The 19691-nt window shown below is 70.1% G+C and carries 14 protein-coding genes and 1 pseudogene; 5 read left to right on the forward strand and 10 right to left on the reverse strand.

Going from position 1 to position 19691, the window contains the following annotated elements; all coding sequences use genetic code 11:
• Positions 1-133 precede the first annotated feature (133 nt).
• From AB0C16_RS08005 to AB0C16_RS08020, 4 genes and pseudogenes are all read right to left on the reverse strand, one after another.
• Positions 134-964: a CU044_5270 family protein gene (locus AB0C16_RS08005; protein ID WP_357680174.1), complete on the reverse strand. Its 831-nt coding sequence runs from the start codon at positions 962-964 to the stop codon at positions 134-136.
• The gene (locus tag AB0C16_RS08010) at positions 957-1550 is read right to left on the reverse strand and encodes an RNA polymerase sigma factor (RefSeq protein ID WP_357680176.1); all 594 of its coding nucleotides are present in this window, start codon (positions 1548-1550) and stop codon (positions 957-959) included. Before AB0C16_RS08010 ends, AB0C16_RS08005 begins: the two co-directional genes overlap by 8 nt.
• 287 nt (positions 1551-1837) lie before the next feature.
• Positions 1838-2542: pseudogene (locus tag AB0C16_RS08015) on the reverse strand (substrate-binding domain-containing protein); the annotation flags it as partial.
• Positions 2543-2631: 89 nt separating this feature from the next.
• The gene (locus AB0C16_RS08020; protein ID WP_357680178.1) at positions 2632-4851 is read right to left on the reverse strand and encodes a thiamine pyrophosphate-dependent enzyme; all 2220 of its coding nucleotides are present in this window, start codon (positions 4849-4851) and stop codon (positions 2632-2634) included.
• A 200-nt stretch (positions 4852-5051) separates the two neighbouring features.
• On the opposite strand from AB0C16_RS08020, the gene AB0C16_RS08025 reads away from it, so the two are divergent.
• Positions 5052-6404, forward strand: a complete 1353-nt coding sequence (locus AB0C16_RS08025) for a hypothetical protein (RefSeq protein ID WP_357680180.1) — start codon at positions 5052-5054, stop codon at positions 6402-6404.
• Between the two features lie 56 nt (positions 6405-6460).
• On the opposite strand, the gene AB0C16_RS08030 is transcribed toward AB0C16_RS08025, so the two are convergent.
• From AB0C16_RS08030 to AB0C16_RS08050, 5 genes are all read right to left on the reverse strand, one after another.
• Positions 6461-6832 (reverse strand): hypothetical protein, encoded by a 372-nt coding sequence (locus AB0C16_RS08030; RefSeq protein WP_357680181.1) that lies wholly within the window; start codon positions 6830-6832, stop codon positions 6461-6463.
• 157 nt (positions 6833-6989) lie between these two features.
• On the reverse strand, positions 6990-7844 hold the full coding sequence (locus AB0C16_RS08035; RefSeq protein ID WP_357680183.1) for an ABC transporter permease: 855 nt from the start codon (positions 7842-7844) through the stop codon (positions 6990-6992).
• Between the two features lie 2 nt (positions 7845-7846).
• Positions 7847-8824 carry an ATP-binding cassette domain-containing protein gene (locus AB0C16_RS08040; RefSeq protein ID WP_357680184.1) on the reverse strand — a complete coding sequence of 326 codons (978 nt, stop codon included), beginning with the start codon at positions 8822-8824 and terminating at the stop codon, positions 7847-7849.
• A gap of 1 nt (position 8825) precedes the next feature.
• Positions 8826-9407: a PadR family transcriptional regulator gene (locus AB0C16_RS08045; RefSeq protein WP_357680186.1), complete on the reverse strand. Its 582-nt coding sequence runs from the start codon at positions 9405-9407 to the stop codon at positions 8826-8828.
• An 86-nt stretch (positions 9408-9493) separates the two neighbouring features.
• On the reverse strand, positions 9494-10090 hold the full coding sequence (locus AB0C16_RS08050; RefSeq protein ID WP_357680188.1) for a TetR/AcrR family transcriptional regulator: 597 nt from the start codon (positions 10088-10090) through the stop codon (positions 9494-9496).
• Positions 10091-10154: 64 nt separating this feature from the next.
• Here AB0C16_RS08050 and AB0C16_RS08055 point away from each other — a divergent pair, with 64 nt between their 5' ends.
• The 4 genes from AB0C16_RS08055 to AB0C16_RS08070 are packed head-to-tail and all read left to right on the forward strand — an operon-like array spanning position 10155 to position 15802.
• Positions 10155-11723 carry a carboxyl transferase domain-containing protein gene (locus AB0C16_RS08055; protein ID WP_357680190.1) on the forward strand — a complete coding sequence of 523 codons (1569 nt, stop codon included), beginning with the start codon at positions 10155-10157 and terminating at the stop codon, positions 11721-11723.
• An 8-nt stretch (positions 11724-11731) separates the two neighbouring features.
• Entirely contained in the window at positions 11732-13753 is a 2022-nt protein-coding gene (locus tag AB0C16_RS08060; protein ID WP_357680192.1) for a biotin carboxylase N-terminal domain-containing protein, read from the forward strand.
• Positions 13750-14661 carry a hydroxymethylglutaryl-CoA lyase gene (locus AB0C16_RS08065; RefSeq protein ID WP_357680194.1) on the forward strand — a complete coding sequence of 304 codons (912 nt, stop codon included), beginning with the start codon at positions 13750-13752 and terminating at the stop codon, positions 14659-14661. The genes AB0C16_RS08060 and AB0C16_RS08065 overlap by 4 nt, the downstream gene beginning before the upstream one ends.
• 4 nt (positions 14662-14665) lie before the next feature.
• Positions 14666-15802, forward strand: a complete 1137-nt coding sequence (locus tag AB0C16_RS08070) for an acyl-CoA dehydrogenase family protein (RefSeq protein ID WP_357680196.1) — start codon at positions 14666-14668, stop codon at positions 15800-15802.
• A 300-nt stretch (positions 15803-16102) separates the two neighbouring features.
• Here the strand turns inward: AB0C16_RS08070 and AB0C16_RS08075 are convergent, their stop codons facing one another.
• Positions 16103-19642 (reverse strand): tetratricopeptide repeat protein, encoded by a 3540-nt coding sequence (locus AB0C16_RS08075; RefSeq protein WP_357680198.1) that lies wholly within the window; start codon positions 19640-19642, stop codon positions 16103-16105.
• Positions 19643-19691: the final 49 nt, after the last annotated feature.

The raw sequence follows: 19691 nt of genomic DNA on the forward strand, positions 1-19691 counted from the left end.
GCGCGATGAACGAAGGCGCGTCGCGGCTCTTCCAGCCGCGGAACGTGCCGGGGATCGAGCAGGCGAGCGCGACCGCGCCTACGGGCGGTCACGCAGCTCGCCGGTTACGGCACCCGGGCTTCGGGTGGGTGTTTCAGGGGTGGTCTGGAGTGGGCGGGGCCGTGTCGGTCCAGCCGGCTTCCAGGACCAGTTCGAGCCGTTCGCTCGCGCCGTCCGGGCCGGTGTCGGCGCAGGACAGCACCCGGGAGCTGGCCGGGTCGATGATCAGGGTCCGGCGTACCCCCGGCCCGGGGGTGAAGGAGAACGCCTCGCCCGGCCGTCCCCGCTGGTCGGTGCGCCCGCCCAGGTAACGGACGTCCGGCAGGTCGGCGAGCAGCCGGTAGGCGGCGGCCCGGACGCCGGGCGGAGACGGCTTGCTCCACAGCAGCCCGCTGAGCGCGTCGGCCATGACCCCGCCGCCGGACCCCGCGGGCAGCGCCCCGGCGGCCCACTCCCGCAGCGCGCCGGCGTCGGACGGCAGTCGCAGGATCTGCTCCAGGGTCAGGTCCCGCCCGGCCATGCTGAAGGGCGCCCCGCCGGTGACCCGGGTGACCGTGAGAGGCTCACCCGGCGCCCCCCGCCCGCGCCAGGCCCGCCCGTCCCGGGCGACCCACAGCTCGGTGACCTCCGTCCCCGGGCGCAATTTCCTGATGTGCCAGTACGTCCCTCCGCTCGCCGGTCCCGAGGCGGCCGTCGTGGCGGCCGCGAGCAGAATGGACCGTCCGGACAGGTCGCCCCCCGACGGCAGGGCGAACGCCACCGCGACCACCGCCGCGGCGAGGCAGGCCACGGCGGCCGTCCAGGACAGGCGCCTGCGGACGACGCGTCGCGGCTCGGCCGCCAGCCGCGCGCGCACCCTGGCCTCGGCAGCCGGATCGGGCCGCGGGTCGCCGTACAGGTCGCGGATCCGCCGCAGCTCATCCACGGTCGGCCTCCTCCAGGACGTGCATCGGATTGGCGCCGCCCAGGGCGCCGCGCAGCTTCCTCCTGGCCCGGCTCAACCGCGAGCCGACGGTGCCGTACGGGATGCCGAGCACCGTGGCGATCTCCTGGTGGCTCAGCCCGGCCAGGGCGACGAGCAGCACCACGTCGCGGTCGCGCCGGTCGAGCCGGGCCAGAGCCGCCGTCAGGTCGGCCCGCAGGCTCTGCGCGCTGACCCGTACCGTGACCCGGTCCTCGTGACCCGGCGCGTCCGCCTCCGGGCCGTGGCGGCCGAGCGCCCGCAGCGTGCGGGCCTCCAGGCGGCGGTGCTTGCCGACCAGCTTGGTGGCGATGCCGTACAGCCAGGCCCGCACGCTCGCGCGGTCGGGGTCGTAGGCCGCGCGCTTGTGGAACGCGACGAGGAACACGTCGGCGACGACGTCCTCGGCGCTGTCCGGGCCGAGCCGCTGGGCGACGTAGCCGTGGATCTCGCCGAAGTAGGCGTCGAACACCTCGGCGAACACCTCGCCGTCGGCGAGCGGGCGCCGCGCGGCCACGGCGTCACGCGCCGGGCCGGCGGCCCAGGACATCGCCGTCACGATGCTTCCACCGTCATGTGCAACCCTCCGGACGCGATCAGCGGACACCCCTTTATCTCCCGATCCGCCCGATCACTTTCACGGCGCACGGCTCCGGCCCGTGGACGGGGCCGGAGCCGTGGAGCTCATCGGAGGTCTACAGCGGCGGGTTGGCGTTCTGCAGGAGCTGCCGGAACTGGGCGGAGAACCAGTGGCCGGACAGCGGAGCGTTGGGCAGCGAGCCGGTCAGGTTGTTGCCGTTGCGCTCGTTGCCGGTGTAGCAGCAGCCGGGTGGCCAGCGCGGCGAGCTCCTCCACGGGCTGGCGGACGGTCGTCAGCGCCGGCAAGGTCCGCCGCGCCACCGGCGCGTCGTCGAACCCGATCACCGCCACGTCGTCCGGCACCCTGCGCCCGGCCCGTCTCAGCGCGTGGATCGCTCCGGCCGCCATCAGGTCGGACGCCGCGAACACCGCGTCGAGCGTGGGCGCGCGCCGCAGCAGCCACTGCATCGCGTGCGTGCCCGACGGCATGCTGAAGTCGCCGTACGCCACGGGCACGTCGCCGATCCCGGCCCGCCGGAGCATGCGGAGGAAGCCTTCGAGCCGGTCCTGCGCGGCGGGCAGCGGCGGCGGCCCCGCGATCGCGGTCACCGCCCGCCGCCCGCCGAGCAGCAGGTGCTCGGCCGCCTGCCGCGCCCCGTCGTGGTTGTCGACGTCGGTGTACGGCAGCTTCACGTCGTCGGGCGGCCGCCCGATGCCGCGCACGGCGATGCCCGAGGTGGACAGCGTGATCGCCAGCGGATGCCGCTCCCGCGCCCCGATCAGCAGCACCCCGTCGGCGGCGCCCGCGAGCACGGGCAGGGCGCCGGGATCGGCCGGGGGCACCGTCGTCACCATGAGGGGCACGCCGTGCTCCGCCAGCACCTCACCGCCGGCCGACAGGAACCGCGCGTAGTAGGGGTCGGAGAACAGCCGGTGGAGGTGGTCGCAGATCACCACGGCCACGCCTCCGGCCGCCCGCCTGGCGGGAGCGCCACGGGGCGCGCGTTTCAGGCTTGTTAACAGATGCAGTCATCATGCGACAAGCCGTGCATTCAGCCGAGCAGCTTGCGGGCGGCCTGTTCGATCTCCTCCTCCGACAGCAGCACGTGATTGGCGGCGGCCCCCAGCGGGATGAAGCTGTCGGCCGACGTCACCCGGGCGATCTGTCCCGTGAAGCCGGCGTCGACCAGCTCGGCCACGATGCCCTCCGAGACGCCGCCCGTGTGACGGGTCTCGTCGGCGATCAGCACCTTGCCCGTCAGCTCGGCCGCCCTCAGCAGGTCGTCGACCGGCAGCGGCGCCAACCAGCGCAGGTCGAGCACCCGGCAGCTGTAGCCCTCCTGCGTCAGCCGGACCGCGGCCCGCAGGCTCATCCACAGCCCGTTGCCGAACGTCACGATCGTCAGGTCACGCCCGTCGCCGTAGGACCGCGCCCGGCCGATCGGCACATGGGTCTCCCGCCAGCGCGACGGGGGAGCGTAGGGCGCCAGCCAGCCGCCGTCGCCCTCGTCGAACAGGTCGCGCGTGTGGTAGAGCGCGATCGGCTCCAGGAACACGCAGACCGATCCCTCGGTGCGGGCGGCCGCCAGGCAGGTGCGGAGCATGGCCGAGGCGTCGTCCGGGCGCGAGGGAGAGGCGATGACCAGGCCGGGGATGTCACGCAGCGCGCCGATCGCGTTGTCGTTGTGGAAGTGGCCTCCGAACCCCTTCTGGTAGGCGTAGCCGGCGACCCGGACCACCAGCGGGTTGACGTAGGAGCCCTGGGAGAAGAACGAGAGCGTCGAGGCCTCGCCGCGGATCTGGTCGAGCGCGTTGTGCAGGTAGGCGAGGTACTGGATCTCCGGCACCGGCAGCAGCCCGGACACCCCGGCGCCGAGCGCCAGCCCGAGGATGGCCTGTTCGTCGAGGAGCGTGTCGAAGACCCGGCCGCCGCCGAACCGCTTCTGCAGGCCCCGGGTCACGCCGTAGACGCCGCCCTTCCTGGCCACGTCCTCGCCGAAGACCATCATCTCGGGGTAGACGGCCAGCGCGTCGGCCAGTGTGCGGTTGATCGACTGGGAGAGCGTCATCGGCCGCTCCGCCTCGGGCATCGACCCGGCGAAGGCCCGCTCCCTGACCGCGCTCTCGGCGGCCACCGGGCTGATCTTGGCGATCATGTCGGCCCGGCGGGGCGCCAGCGGCTTCATGACCTCCCTGGCCGAGCCGAGCCGCGGGGTGCGGGTGGTCTCCAGGGCGATGCGCAGCACGTGCTCGCGCGACAGCTCGTATCTCCGCAGCAGCTCCTCCGGCGTGTCCAGCCCGGCCTCGACGAGCAGGCGGGCGGATCCGACGAGCGGGTCGCGTTCGAGGTCGGCGCGGATCTCGCGCTGGGTGCGGTAGGCGGACTCGACATCGGACCCCGCGTGGCCCATCAGCCGGACGGTGCTCAGGTGCAGGAACGCGGGGGAGCGGTGGGTGCGGACATGGCGGACCGCCCGCACCGCCGCGGCGTAGGTGTCGGCCAGGTCGCAGCCGTCGGCCGAGAAGTACTCGATGCCGGGGCGCCGCGCCGCCGCCTCCACCCAGCCCTGGGGCGTGCGCACGCTGATGCCGAGGCCGTTGTCCTCGCACACGAACAGGATCGGCATCGCCTGACCCTGGTGGGTGGCGTAGGCGGCGGTGTTGAAGCCGGACAGCGCGGTCGCGTGGTTGACCGAGGCGTCGCCGAAGCTGCACACGGCGATCGCGTCGCCCGGCCAGGCCGAGGTGACGCCCAGGGCGCGGGCCCGCTCGATGGCGAAGGCCACGCCCACGGCGCGTGGCAGGTGGCTGGCGATCGTCGAGGTCTGCGGGATGATCGCCAGATCCGGGTGACCGAAGACCTTGTGCCGCCCGCCCGCGATCGGCTCGTCGGCCGAGGCGGTCAGGCCCAGCAGGATGTCGCGGATGCCCTGCTCGGGCAGCCGCCCGGCCTGCTCGGACCGGGTGAGATAGAAGGCGCCGGACCGGTAGTGGAGCAGCGCCGGATCCCCCGGGCGCAGGGCGGCGGCCACGGCGGCGTTGCCCTCGTGGCCGGCCGAGCCGATCGTGTAGTGGCCCTGGTCCTGCTCACGGAGCCAGCGGGCCGCGATGTCGAGGATGCGGCTGTCGAGCTGGTGCTGGAACAGGACCCGGCACTGGTCTCCGGTCAGCGGACCGTCCTCGCGAAGCGGCCGCCCGGGATCTCGAGGCGGGCCCGCCTTGAGCGCCGCAACCGCCTGGGTGAAGTGAGTCTCAACAGTGTCGCGCGCCACAGCCCGATTATGTCTCCCCTGGGCGGTCCACGTCTGCCGGTCTGAGGTGACATGTTATTGGACCGATCCGATTGACTGCGATCTATAACAGCTTGTCAGATTTCTAAACCCTTTCCGGGATTTAAACGTCTACTGAGATAGATACGCGTGGCACCCTCAATGCCGCGTTGAAACCACTGGGTCTCCAGAAAGGAACCCGCATGTTACAACGCATGCGCGCGGTCGCCGTCGTGCTGGCGATGGGCGCCGGGGCGTTCGTCCTGGCATCACCCGCGTCGGCCGCGGCCATAGCGCCGAGCATCTCACCCGTAGCCATCAGTCCCGCACCGCCGATCGTCATCTTCGACAAGCCGGTCACAGCGACGTTCTCGTTCACCACGAAGGACGCCGGCAAGGCCGAGCTCCAGCTCAAGCCGCCGGGCGTGAGCGTCGGCAGCCCCGTCGAGCTGACGCCGAAGCCGCACGGTCAGTGGACCCGATGGACTGGCACCAAGACCTTCGAGGCCGCGAACGCCGGCCAGTGGAGCTTCCTCGCCATCGCCCACGGCGACGGCGACAAGTCCGTCAACGGCACGTTCGAGGTCCGCAAGGCACTCGACACCAAGATCGTCGACTTCGACGCCAACCCCGACCTGGTCGACAGTGGCGACCAGATCAGGGTCTCCGCCCAGCTCCTCGCCGACGGCAAGGGCTACGGCGGCAAGCAGGTGACGATCACCTTCCGCGCCAAGGGCACCGACGCCTACCGGCACGTCACCAAGGTGACGACCGCCGGCAACGGCTGGTTCGCCGCCCGGGTGCGGGCCGAGACCACCGGCTGGTGGCGGGCCGAGTTCGGCGGCGACAAGTTCGCCAGGGCCTCGGTCAGCGACACCGACCGGGTCGACGTCAAGTTCCGCGACCGCGACAGCAGGATCGTCGGCTTCGACGCCCGTCCCGAGCCCGTCGACAAGGGCGACAGGCTGAACTTCACCGGCACCCTGGAGTCCGAGGGCTGGCGCGCCCTGGCCGGCCAGCGCGTGAACATCACGTTCAAGGCCCACGGCTCCGACCGCTGGCAGTTGGTCACCAGTGACGTGACCGGCCGCGACGGCCGCTTCTGGGCCGCCACCACCGCCGAGACCTCGGGCTGGTGGCGCGCGGAGTACGCCGGCACCAAGGGCGTCAACGGCACGGCCAGCGGCCCCGACTGGGTCCGAGTGGTCCAGCCCACCCCGCCGCCGGTCCAGGTCGACAAGGCCGACACCCGCCTGGTCAAGTTCAACGCCTATCCGGAGCCGGTCAAGCGCGGCAAGTACGTGAAGTTCAGCGGCAAGCTGCAGGTCGACGACGAGGGCTCCTGGGAGGGCTACTCGGGCAAGGTCCGGCTGTACTTCAAGCCGGCCGGCTCGCACAAGTGGCAGTACGTGAAGTCGACCTGGTCCAACGACAGCGGCAAGGTCTACACCAAGGTCAAGGGCTGGAAGTCGGGCTGGTGGAAGCTCGTCTTCCGCGGTGACGACGACACCTGGGGCGACACCAGCCGCAGAGACTACGTCCGCGTGAAGCGGTAACCACCACACCGCCGCACGTCGAGGCCCGGGGCGCGTCCGCCCCGGGCCTCACCCACTCAGTTGACCCGGTTCTCGGGCGCCTTCGCGCTCATGCCCACGAGCAGCGCCTTGATCTCGGCCAAGCTCCCGTCAACCTGCTCGAATCGCTGGTCGATGGCTTCGAACCGCTGGTCGATCCTCTCGAATCGCTGGTCGATGGCTTCGAACCGCTGGTCGATCCTCTCGAATCGCTGGTCGATGGCTTCGAACCGCTGGTCGACCTGCGAGAAGCCGACCTTCATCTCCGACCGGACCTCTGTGATCCGGATGTCGATCTTCTGGTCGAGCTGATCGAACCGCTCGTCGATCTTGGCGAGGATGTTCTGCCCGACGTCGCTCACGCGATCGTGCAGGGCGGTGAAGCGCTCGGCGATGCTCACGTCAGGCACGCCACTCACTGTACGAGACTCGAGAGCCGCGACCCTGGTCTGGAGGTCACGAACTTCCATCTGGAGGTCAAGCATGTCCAATCCTTTCGGGGGGCGTTGCACTTCGGGAAAGCTACCCTCCGTCATCGAGTCGTCGCACTCGGATTGCGAAAAACTCTCACTCCGCCCGGCGGAACTGCACGATCCCGATCATCAGCAGCCCCACACCGAGCGCGGCCACCAGGCCGAGCTCCAGCGGCACCGGCACCTGGTAGCCGAACCATTGGACCCCGGGATTGAGCACCGCGTTCACCTGGGCGGGGACGTCGAGGTGGGCGAAGACGGCCTGCCGCATCGGATCCACCGCGTACGTCATCGGGTTGACCACGGTGAGGAAGTGCAGCCACGACGGCAGGTTGGCCAGCGGGAACATCGCTCCCGACAGGAACATCATCGGCATGATCGCCATCTGCATCAGCCCGAAGAAGGTCTGCATGTTCTTCATCCGGGCGGCCAGCAGCACCCCGAAGGCGGTGATCGTGAAGGCGGCCAGGAACATCTCGGCCAGCAGCGTGAGCATCAGCGTCGGCGAGTAGGGGACGCCCACCAGCCCGGCCATGGCCAGGATGACGACGCCCTGCCCGGTGGCCACCAGCGCGCCGCCGAGGCACTTGCCCACGACGATCGCCCCGCGCGAGACGGGGGCGACGAGCATCTCGCGCAGGAAGCCGAACTCGCGGTCCCACACGATCGAGCCGGCGGAGAACATGCCGGTCATGATCACGGTCATCGAGATCATGCCGGGATACATGAACGTGCGGAAGTCGACGCCCGGGATCGAGCCCTGCACCAGCGAGCCCAGCCCCGTGCCCATGACGAAGAGCCAGAGCACCGGCTGCAGCAGCATCGACAGCATGCGCGTGCGGTCGTTGACGAAGCGCAGCATCTCCCGGTGGAGCACCACCTTGATCGCCCGGAGGTCGTGGCCCGCGCCGCGCGCGGGCACCCGGACGCCGATCGCCTCTGTCGCCATCGCTATCGCCTCGCCATCGTTCGCATCCAGGCCATGTTGTCGGCGCCGGACTCGGCGTCGCGGATGGTGGAGCCGGTATAGGACATGAACACGTCGTCGAGCGAGGGCCGCGAGACGCTGACCGAGGTGATCGGCATGCCGAGCTCGGCGAACAGCCGCGGCACGAACTCCTCGCCCGAGGCCACGGCGAACGTCACCGCGCCCTCGTGCACGCCCGCGTCGAGGCCGAACCTGTCCCGCAGCGCCTCGATGGCGCCCGCGTCGTCGCCGGTCTGGATCTGCACCCGGTCCTTGCCGACGCTGGCCTTGAGCGCCTCCGGCGAGTCGATGACGACGATCTCGCCGTGGTCGATGATCGCGATCCGGTCGCAGTATTCGGCCTCGTCCATGTAGTGCGTGGTCATGAAGATGGTGATGTCCTCCATGCGCCGCAGCTGGTTGATGTAGCCCCAGATGGCCGAGCGGGTCTGCGGGTCGAGCCCCACGGTGGGCTCGTCCAGGAACAGCACCCGGGGCGAGTGGAGCAGGCCGCGGGCGATCTCCAGCCGGCGCTTCATGCCGCCGGAGAACGTCATGACCTTGGCGTCCTTGCGGTCCCAGAGCGCGACCATCTCCATGACCTGCTGGAGCCGGCCGGCGACCACGCTCTTCGGCACGCCGTACAGCTCGGCGTGGAAGCGGAGGTTCTGCTCGGCGCTCAGGTAGCCGTCGAGGGTCGGGTCCTGGAAGACCAGCCCGATGTTGCGGCGCACCTCGTCACGCTGGCGCACCACGTCGTATCCGGCGACCGTGGCGCTGCCGCCGGTGGGGTTGACCAGCGTGCACAGCATGCTGATCGTGGTGGTCTTGCCGGCGCCGTTGGGGCCGAGGAAGCCGAACACCTCGCCGGGCGCCACCTCGAAGTCGATGCCCTTGACGGCCTCGATCTTCCCGTAGGTCTTGGTTAACTTCTGTACGGCCACGGCCGTCTGGTGGGTCACTTCAGTCCTCCGCCAGAATCTGGAAAACGGATCTGCGCGTCTGCCTGAGCAGTTGCTTGGCCGCGGCGACCTGCCGGTCGTTGGCCGTGCGCGTCAGGTGCAGGAACGCCTCGTTGAGCTGGGCCCACAGCAGGCGCAGCTCGTGACGGTCCTCGGGGATCGTGCGGGCCACCTCGTCCCACGGTGCCTCGGCGCCGAGATGCCGGTCGGCCTGTGCGCGGCCCTGCTCGGTCAGCCGGTAGGTGCGGGTGCCGCCCGACTCGTCGCCGGTCACCAGGCCCTCGTCCTCCAGCTGCTGGAGGGCGGGATAGACCGAGCCGGGGCTCGGCCGCCACACGCCGCGGCTGCGGGACTCGATGTCCTGGATCATCTGGTAGCCGTTCTTCGGCTCCTCGGCGAGCAGGGTCAGCAGTGCGGCCCGCACGTCGCCTCGCCGGACGCGGGGCGCGTCGCCCTCCCAGCCCGCCGGGGACGGTGGCGTCACGGGCGGGAAGGGCAGCGGCGGCACGGGCGGCACAGGCGGCACGATGGGCCTGCCCTGGGGCATCGGGGGGAAGCCCGGGTGATCGTCCCAAGCATGCATGTACGACACCTCCAACTATCTAGATACCTTGACGATATATCTAGATAGTTGAGCCGACAAGGCGTTTTCGCAGAGATGAAGCGTTGTTAGCGAGCGCTAACAGCGGCGTCGACGGCGGCGCGCGCCATCGCGTGCAGCAGGGGCCTCATGGCCTCCGGCGGCAGCTCGCCGGCGCTGTGTGGGGTGGAGTTGAGCAGGCCGAAGACGGCGTGCGTGGCGGCGCGCAGCCGGGCCGCCGGGCACGACGGGTGCAGCTCGGCCAGCACGGTCACCCACTCCTCGACGTAGAGCCGCTGCAGCCGCCTGATCTGCCGCCGCGCGGGCTCGGGCACGTTGCCCAGCTCGCGGTCGTGCACGGTGATCAGCGCGGGCTGCTCCAGGGCGAACGTGATCTGCGTGTTCAGCAGCGCGTCGAGGGTCTCGCCGGGCCCGCCGGACGAGGTGACGACCGCGATCGCCGACTCGCGCAGCCGGGAGCTGATGCCGAGCAGCATCTCGGCGAGCAGCGCCTCCTTGCCGCTGAAGTGCCGGTAGAGCGCGGGGCCGGAGATGCCGACCGCCCCTCCGATGTCCTCGATCGAGACGCCGTGGAAACCGCGGGCGGCGAACAGCCTCGCGGCGGCGTCGAGGATTTCGGTGCGCCGATTGCCGCGATTGCGGGTAGGTGTCCGGGCAGTCGTCACGTCTCACATGCTAGACGGTTTCGTTAATGATGACTAACATCTCGCACATGACGAAAGGGGTGTCATGAGCGATTGGCCGGTGCTGAAGTCGTCCGCCGACCCCGGTGGCGAGCTCTTCAAGCGCAACGCCGAGCTCAACGAGCGGCTGGCCGCCGACTTGCTGGAGCGCCTCGCGACGGCGGCTCTGGGAGGTCCCGAGCGGTCACGGCGGCGGCACGTCGAGCGGGGCAAGCTGCTGCCGCGCGACCGCGTCGACGGCCTGCTCGACCCCGGCTCCCGCTTCCTGGAGCTGTCCCCGCTGGCGGCGGGCGGGCTCTACGACGACCAGGCGCCGGCGGCCGGCATCATCACCGGAGTCGGCAGGGTCGCCGGGCGCGAGTGCGTGATCGTGGCCAACGACGCCACCGTCAAGGGCGGCACCTACTACCCGATCACCGTCAAGAAGCATCTGCGCGCCCAGGAGGTCGCGCTGCACAACCGGCTGCCGTGCGCCTACCTCGTCGACTCCGGCGGCGCCTTCCTGCCCCGGCAGGACGAGGTGTTCCCCGACCGTGAGCACTTCGGCCGGATCTTCTACAACCAGGCCACCATGTCCGCGCGGGGCATCCCGCAGATCGCCGCCGTCCTCGGGTCCTGCACGGCCGGCGGCGCCTACGTGCCCGCCATGAGCGACGAGGCGGTCATCGTGCGCGGCCAGGGCACGATCTTCCTCGGCGGCCCGCCGCTGGTGAAGGCGGCCACCGGCGAGGAGGTCACGGCCGAGGAGCTCGGCGGCGGCGACCTGCACTCCCGGGTCAGCGGCGTCACCGACCACCTGGCCGAGGACGACGCCCACGCGCTGGCCATCGTCCGCGACATCGTCTCCACGCTGGCCCCTCGGGCCGAGCGGCCGTGGGCCACGATCCGGCCCGAGGAGCCCGCGCACGACCCGCGCGACCTCTACGGCATCGTGCCCGCCGACACCCGCCAGCCGTACGACGTGCGGGAGGTCATCGCCAGGCTCGTCGACGGGTCGCGGTTCCTGGAGTTCAAAGCCGAGTACGGCGCCACGCTCGTCACCGGCTTCGCCCACCTCCACGGCCACCCGGTCGGGATCATCGCCAACAACGGCATCCTGTTCAGCGAGTCGGCGATGAAGGGGGCGCACTTCATCGAGCTGTGCGACCAGCGGAAGATCCCGCTGGTGTTCCTGCAGAACATCAGCGGGTTCATGGTCGGCAAGGCGTACGAGGCGGGCGGCATCGCCAAGCACGGCGCCAAGATGGTCACGGCGGTGTCGTGCGCGCGGGTGCCCAAGTTCACCGTGGTGATCGGCGGGTCGTTCGGCGCGGGCAACTACGCGATGGCCGGGCGCGCCTATTCGCCCAGGTTCCTGTGGATGTGGCCCAACGCCCGCATCTCGGTCATGGGCGGCGAGCAGGCGGCCAACGTGCTCACCACCGTGGGCGACGCCGACGCCGACGCGATCCGGGCCCAGTACGAACACCAGGGCAACCCCTACTACTCCACCGCCAGGCTCTGGGACGACGGCGTGATCGATCCCCTCGACACCCGCACCGTCCTCGGCCTGGCCCTCTCCGCGGCGGCCAACGCCCCGCTCGAACCCGCCGGCTTCGGCGTCTTCCGGATGTGATCGCGCTCATGGCCCACTCGCCGCACATGTTCGACCGGGTGCTCATCGCCAACCGCGGTGAGATCGCGGTCCGGATCATCCGTACGCTGCGCCGGCTCGGCGTCACCTCGGTGGCGGTCCACACCGCGTCGGACGCGGGCGCGCGTCACGTGCTCGACGCCGACCTAGCCCTCCAGGTGCCGAAATATCTGGACATGGGGGCGATCGTGGCGGCCGCCCTCGAGTCCGGCGCCCAGGCCGTGCATCCCGGATACGGCTTCCTCGCCGAGAACGCCGAGTTCGCCCGCCGCTGCGCCGAGGCGGGGCTGGCCTTCGTCGGCCCACCGCCCGAGGCGATCGACGCGATGGGCGACAAGATCCGCGCCAAGGCCACCGTTTCGGCCGCCGGGGTCCCCGTGGTGCCGGGCGGCGCCGAGCCGGGCGACGACCTGGCCGGCTGGGCCGACTTCCCCGCCCTGATCAAGCCGTCCGCCGGGGGCGGCGGCAAGGGCATGGTGCTGGTCAGGTCGGCCGCCGAGCTGCCCGACGCGCTGGAGTCCGCCCGCCGTACGGCCCGCGCGGCGTTCGGCGACGGCACCCTGCTGATCGAGCGCTACGTCGAGAACCCGCGCCACATCGAGATCCAGGTGCTGGCCGACACCCACGGCAACGTCCTGCACCTGGGCGAGCGCGAGTGCAGCCTGCAGCGGCGGCACCAGAAGATCATCGAGGAGGCGCCGTCCCCGTTCGTGGACGCCGCGATGCGCGCCCGGATGGGCGCGGCGGCGGTGGAGGCCGCCCGCGCGGTGGGCTACGTCGGGGCGGGCACGGTCGAGTTCATCGTCGACGGCACCACCGGCGAGCACCACTTCATGGAGATGAACACCCGTCTCCAGGTGGAGCACCCGGTCACCGAGCTGGTGACCGGCCTCGACCTGGTCGAGCTCCAGCTCCGGGTGGCCGCCGGAGAGCCGCTTCCCCTCACCCAGGACGAGATCCGCCTCGACGGCCACGCCGTCGAGGCCCGCGTCTACGCCGAGGACCCCGCCCGGGGCTTCCTCCCCACCGGCGGCCCGGTCCTCGCCCTGCGCGAGCCGGCGGGAGTCCGGGTCGACTCCGGCCTGGTGGAGGGCGGTGTCGTGGGCAGCGAGTTCGACCCGATGCTGTCCAAGGTCGTCGCCTGGGCCCCCGACCGGGAGGCGGCGCTGCGGCTGCTCGACCGGGCGCTGGGCGAGACCGTGATCCTCGGCGTCACCACCAACATCCCGTTCCTGCGCGCCCTGGCGGCGCATCCGGCGGTCCGGGCGGGCGTGCTCGACACCGGGCTGGTCGAGCGGATCCTGCCCGACCTGCTGCCGGCCGCCGAGCTGCCCGCCGAGGTGCTGGCCGCCGCCGCGCTCGCCTTCCACGCGATGCCGCAGGGCGACGATCCCTGGGAGGTCACCGACGGCTGGCGGGTCGGGCAGCCCGCCTGGACGACCTGGCGGCTGGAGGCCCGCGACGGCCCGCACGCCGTCCAGGTCCGGGGCCTCCCGGAGCGGGCGGCCGAAGTGCGCCCCCACGAACTCCCCGGCGTCCCGGCCCCGACCGGCGTGGCCGCGGAGGGCGTGGCTCCGGAAGGCGTCGGCGCGGGGCACGGCGTACCGGCCCGGATCCGGCGCCACGGCGACACGCTGACCGTCACCCTCGGCGACCGCGCCGAGCACTACACCCACGTCCGGCGGGGCGACACGCTCTGGCTCGGCAAGGGCGGCGCGGCCTGGGCCGTCACCCGCCACCGCATCGGCGACCCGGGCGACCGCCCCGGCGTGGCAGGGGCCGGAGACGGCGTGGTCAGGAGCCCGATGCCCGGCACCGTCCTGGTAGTGAAGACCCAGCTCGGCGACCGGGTCGGCGAGGGCCAGCCGCTGCTCATCGTGGAGGCCATGAAGATGGAGCACACCGTGACCGCCCCCCTCGACGGCCTGGTCACCGAGCTGCCCGCGCAGGCGGGGCAGCCGGTCGACATGGACGCCGTCCTGGCCGTGGTCACCCCCGAGGAGGCCCGATGAGCCGGCCGTACCCCATGGCGGGTCTTCCCCAGCACGTCACCGTCTACGAGGTCGGCCCGCGTGACGGGCTGCAGAACGAGTCCGCGATCGTCCCCGTCGAGGTGAAGGCGGAGTTCGTCGGCCGCCTCGCCGACGCCGGGCACAAGGTGATCGAGACGACCAGTTTCGTCCACCCGAGGTGGGTTCCGCAGCTGGCCGACGCCGAGGAGCTGCTGACCGCGCTCGACCGGCGGCCGGGCATCCGCTACCCGGTGCTCGTGCCCAACGAACGCGGCCTCGACCGGGCGCTGGCGCACAACGTCGAGGAGATCGCGGTGTTCGCCAGCGCCACCGAGACATTCGCCGCCAAGAACCTCAACCGGAGCCTGGAGAGCCAGTTCGACATGTTCGAGCCGGTCATCGCCAGGGCGCTGGACAACGGCGTCAAGGTCCGCGCGTACGTGTCCATGTGCTTCGGCGACCCGTGGGAGGGCCAGACGCCGATCGCGCAGGTCGTCGCGGTCGGTGAGCGGCTGCTCGGGCTCGGCTGCCACGAGCTGTCGCTCGGCGACACCATCGGCGTCGGCACGCCCGGCCACGTGACCGCCCTGATCGAGGCGTTCCGCGACCCCGACAGGCTGGCCGTGCACTTCCACGACACCTACGGCCAGGCGCTCGGCAACACGCTGGCCGCGCTGCGTGCGGGCGTGACCACCGTCGACGCCTCCACGGGCGGCATCGGCGGCTGCCCCTACGCCGGGTCGGCCACCGGCAACCTCGCCACCGAAGACCTCGTCTGGATGCTGCACGGCCTGGGCATCGAGACCGGGCTCGACCTCCGGAAGCTCGTGGCCACCAGCACCTGGCTGGCCGAGCGGCTCGGCCGCCCCAGCCCGTCCCGCGTCGTCCAGGCCCTGTCGAAAGGCTGACACCATGCTCACCAGCGAGTACGAAGAACTGCGCAAGACCGTCGAGGCGTTCGCCCGTGACGTCGTCGCCCCCGTGATCGGCGACTACTACGAGCGCGAGGAGTTCCCGTACGACATCGTGCGGCAGATGGGCGCGATGGGGCTGTTCGGGCTGCCCATCCCCGAGGAGTACGGCGGGATGGGCGGCGACTACTTCGCCCTCTGCCTGGCGCTGGAGGAGCTGGCCCGCGTCGACTCCAGCGTGTCGATCACCGTGGAGGCCGCGGTGTCGCTGGGCGCGATGCCGATCCTCAGGTACGGCACCCCGGCCCAGCGCCAGGAGTGGCTGCCCCGCCTCGCCTCGGGCGAGATGCTGGGCGCGTTCGGCCTGACCGAGCCCGGCGGCGGCTCCGACGTGCCGGGCGGGATGCGCACCACGGCCGTCCTGGACGGCGGCGAATGGGTGATCAACGGCACGAAGGCGTTCATCACCAACTCCGGCACCGACATCACCGGCGTGGTCGCCGTGGCCGCGCTCACCGGGGAGCGGCAGATCTCCACGATCCTCGTGCCGAGCGGCACCCCCGGCTTCACCGTGTCGAAGAAGTACTCCAAGGTCGGCTGGAACGCCTCCGACACCCGCGAGCTGTCGTTCTCCGACTGCCGCGTGCCGGCCGCCAACCTCCTCGGCGAACGCGGCCGCGGCTACGCCCAGTTCCTGCAGACCCTCGACGAGGGCCGCATCGCCATCGCGGCCCTCGGCGTCGGCCTGGCGCAGGGCTGCGTCGACGAGTGCCTGCGCTACGTCAGGGACCGCAAGGCGTTCGGCCACCCGATCGGCCACTACCAGGCCATCCAGTTCAAGATCGCCGACATGGAGGCCCGCGCCCACACCGCCCGCCTCGCCTACTACCACGCGGCCGAGAAGATGCTGGCCGGCCTGCCGTTCAAGAAGGAGGCGGCCATCGCCAAGCTCGTCTCCTCCAACGCGGCCATGGACAACTCCCGTGACGCCACCCAGATCTTCGGCGGCTACGGCTTCATGAACGAGTTCCCGGTCGGCCGTTTCTACCGCGACGCCAAGATCCTCGAGATCGGCGAGGGCACCAGCGAGGTCCAGCGCATGCTCATCGCCCGCCAGCTCGGCCTCGGCGACCTCTGACCGCGCAGGACCGGAGTCGGAGCGGTGCGGTCATGCGGGCCGAGATAGAAGACTTCCACAGCCCAGATTCGGACTGGCGAACGGGATTTCCGGCAGGGAATGCTTCGGCATTCTCCTGCGACTCCTTGTCGGCCCGCTTAGAGAAGAAGGTGGTGAATAGTTTGATGTGACAATTTGTTCGCCTAAATGGATTGAGCGTGTCATTGGCGAATAGGGCGTTCTGGATGGCCGTCGCTTGCCGATGGTTTCCAGATTCGACAAACAGAATTGAATCGTATTTCCGGCGGAATCCTGAGAGCATCATTCCAGCTTGATAAGCAGCGCTCGGATCGTATCGGCCTCATCTGCGAGCCCGGCGTCACGGTAAAGCGAGATCGCGCTCTCCAGGGCCGATTTGGCTTCGGCCAACCGCTCGGTGGCGGCCAGCACTCCGCCGAGCATTGCCCATGCCCTCGCCTCGATCTCATGCTTTCCAGCCTTCCGCGAGAGATCGATGGCTGCGCGGAAGGACTCCTCCGCCATGGCGAACTGCTCTTCATGCCCCAGGGCGAGGCCCAGGTCGATCGCAACGCCGGCCCTGACGTCCGTCGCCTCCTCCGGTAGCGCGGACTGGGCGTTCCGGTAGGCCGTGATCGCCTCGTCGTAGAGCCCCGCGCCCGACAGGCGCACTCCCAAACTCCCCCACCCTTCCCCCTCAGCGAGGCGATTGCCGGTTTTACGACAGATCTTCAGGTGCCGTGAGTGGGCTCTTCTGGCTTCCCCGGTTCGCCCAGCGGCCCAGAGGTTGATCGTCAGGCCGTGACAGACAGTCTCAGCCTGTTCCAGCGCTCCAGTACTTTCGAAGAGCTGGCATGCCTGGCTCAGCGCGTCGGCTGCCCCGTCGAAATCCTCAAGATCACCCAGCACTCTCCCGAGACTCCAACACGCGTGCGCATCCCACTCGGGGGCACCCGCACGTTGCAGCAGCCGGTGAGCGCCACGGTATTCGCTCGCCGCCTCCTCCAGGCGCCCCTCCTCTTCGAGCGCTGAGCCGAGGTACCAGCGCGCCTGGCCGGCACCCTCCGTGTCGTCCAACTGCTCATAGGCTTCTGCAAGCCGCCGATGAGCGGTCATGGCCTGCTCAGGCGAACCGCTCTTCTTGGCGATGTCCCCGATCAGAATCCACGCTTGGACCTCGGACTCCGTGTCGCCGAGCCGCTGGAAGATCGCCAGGGACCGGTAAGCGGGTTCCAGCGCCTCCTCCACGCGGCCCGTCTCGATCAGAGTAGCGGCAAGACAGCATTCGGCTGCACCTTCAGCTCCGGGATCATCGCCCTGACGCAGCTCCACCAGTGCTCTTTCGAAGGCGTCGATGGCGTCCCGGAGTCGGTTGCCATGGAGGCACGCCTTCGCGAGCACGAGCCAAGCGCTCCCTGCACGTTTCCGGTCCTGGGCCTCCTCTAAGAGTTCGATGCTCCTGCGGGCAAGCTCGATCGCTTTGTTGTTCTGCCCCGCTTCGTGAAACGCCTCTGCGAGTAAGCCCAGGGCCGATCCGACACCATGCGGGTTGGCGTTCCTCTGATGCAGTGCCGCAGCCTGTTCACCAGCACGAATGGCCTCATCTAGGCGGCCCAGCGACTTCAGGGATGCGCAGAGGCTGCATAGTACGACGGCTTCCCCATGGGTGTCTTCTTCCTGCTGGAACAATCTTCTGGCCTCAAGCAGCGCCTCCGTGGCCTCCTCGAAACGCCTATCAAGGATCAGGGTGTGGCCCATATTGGCCCATGCCTGCCCTTCCGCGCCCGCATTGCCCATCTGGTGATTCGCCTGTGCGGCCCGCCTGTGCATGTCCAGCGCTTCGGCGTTCCTGCCACTGACGGCCAGGGCGTTGCCGTAGCTCGTGTATGCCTGTCCCAGGTCATCGGGGTCCCCGTAGGCCTGCAGCAAGGCGACAGAGTGCGCAGCCGCTTCGAGCGCCTCATCGAGGCGGTGTGACTCCCTGAGCGCGGCGCTACGCCAGATCAGTAACAGCCCTTCGCTGTATGACTGCCCTATCCGCCGGGCCGCCTCGACTCCAATCCCTGTCACAAAGATCAGGTCTTCGAAATAGCGGTACCGGATCAGGTAGAAGCCGAGGGCCAGCGGCAGGCCGCAGGCGATCCTCGGCTGGGAGATCTCCTGCGCCGTCGCGACGGCGGCGATGAGATTGGCGCGTTCTACCTCACACCAGCGTAGCGCCTCGACCCGGCTGGAGAAGTCGTCTGGCAGGGACGGGGTTTCGGGCGCTGCCTGCAGGTGGGCCTCGGCGGCATCGGCCAAGTGCAGGTAGTGGGACAGCACCCGGACTGCCGCCGTGACCTGCCGGGCACGGGCCCCGGCGTCGAACTTCGTCTCCTCACGGGCCAGCTCCTCCGCGTAGAGCCGGATGAGGTCGTGCATTCGCCAGCGCCCACGTTCGCCAAATGGCGCGGCCCCCTCGATCAGGTGCGCCCGTGCCAGGTCTTCCAGCCGTCGTTGGACGGCACGGACGTCCTGATCGACCAGCTGGGCGGCAGCCTCGGTGGACAGATGAGGTCCAGGACTGAGCGGAAGCCAGGCGAACAAGCGGGCGTGTTCCTGATCGAGGTGGCGATAGGACAGCTCGAAGGCGGCGCGGACCGCCCGCTCCTCGTGCTGGATCTCGTCCAGCCGGGTGCGCGCGTCGTGCAAGTCGGCGGCCATCGCAGCCAGCGTCCGTTCCGGACGTTCACCGAGCAGCGAAGCGATGATTTGCAAGGCGAGGGGGAGGTGGCCGCAGAGCTGGGCGATCCGCCGGGCATCCTCCGGGTGGTCACGAACCCGTGTCTCCCTTTCGCCCCTGGCCACCTCCAACGCCCGGCCCAGGAGGTGCACGGCGGCCGTCGAGGAAAGCTCGGCCAACTCCAGCAGGCGCGTGCGCTTGAGTCCCGCCATGGTGTGCCTGGAGGTGACGATCGTGTATGTGTGGTCGTCACCGGGCAGCAGATGCTCGACGTGCTGGGCCGAGAAGGCATTGTCCACAATGACGAGCACACGTCGTCCCTGCTTGGCGAAGGCGCTCAGCACGCTGCGAAACAGCACGGCGCGGGCGTCAGTCTCCGGCGGGATATGGTCGGGGGGCACCGCGAGTGCGCGTAACAGCAGGTTAAGCGCCTGGCCGGGGTTCAGCCGCCTGGCCTCGTCGTATCCGTGCAGGTCGATGAAGAGCACGCCGCCCGGGCACCATCCGCGTTCTTCGGCCGCGCAGGCAGCCTGAATGGCGAGCTCGGTCTTGCCCGCACCGGCCAGCCCGGCGATCGCGGAGACGGTAACCGCTCCGGCGTGCGCGCCTTCGGGATCCAAGAGGTTGAGCATCTGCGAGAGCTCCGTCTCCCGGCCGGTAAATCCAGTGACGGCCGGCGGAAGCCCTCCAAGGGCAGCTGGGACCGTCGGTGGCAGAGTCAAGGAGACATACTTCCCCATGATCACTGTCCCGACGAACACCCCTCCGACAATCTTGTTCTCCGCTGACTCCGCCTGTTCGGGCAGAGTTTTCCGGTCCGAGTCATCGAGGCGTGCTTCCTCATAGGTTTCGGTCAGGATCGTCTGGCCGTAGAACTCACCTCCGGTGATCACGTTGTGCACGCCGCCTTTCCCGTCGCCCGCCGCACGGCGGCTGGAAAGAAGGGCTGCCAACGAGAGGAACAAGCCGAGCAGACTGACGAAGAGGCTCGCGACACTCGCTGTCTTGTCGGCCTTGTCCAGGTCAAATGTGGAGAATAAGTACCCCACGCCGCCTAGGAATAGCACCGCCCCCGTCCCCGCGGCCACCTGCCGCCAGCTGGTCATGTCCTCATACTCCATCAAATCGGATGAGATTAGCCGAAAATAAGTTACCCGGCGTGAGGAGAAT

This window comes from Nonomuraea sp. NPDC048916 (assembly GCF_040649575.1).
Taxonomy (GTDB): domain Bacteria; phylum Actinomycetota; class Actinomycetes; order Streptosporangiales; family Streptosporangiaceae; genus Nonomuraea.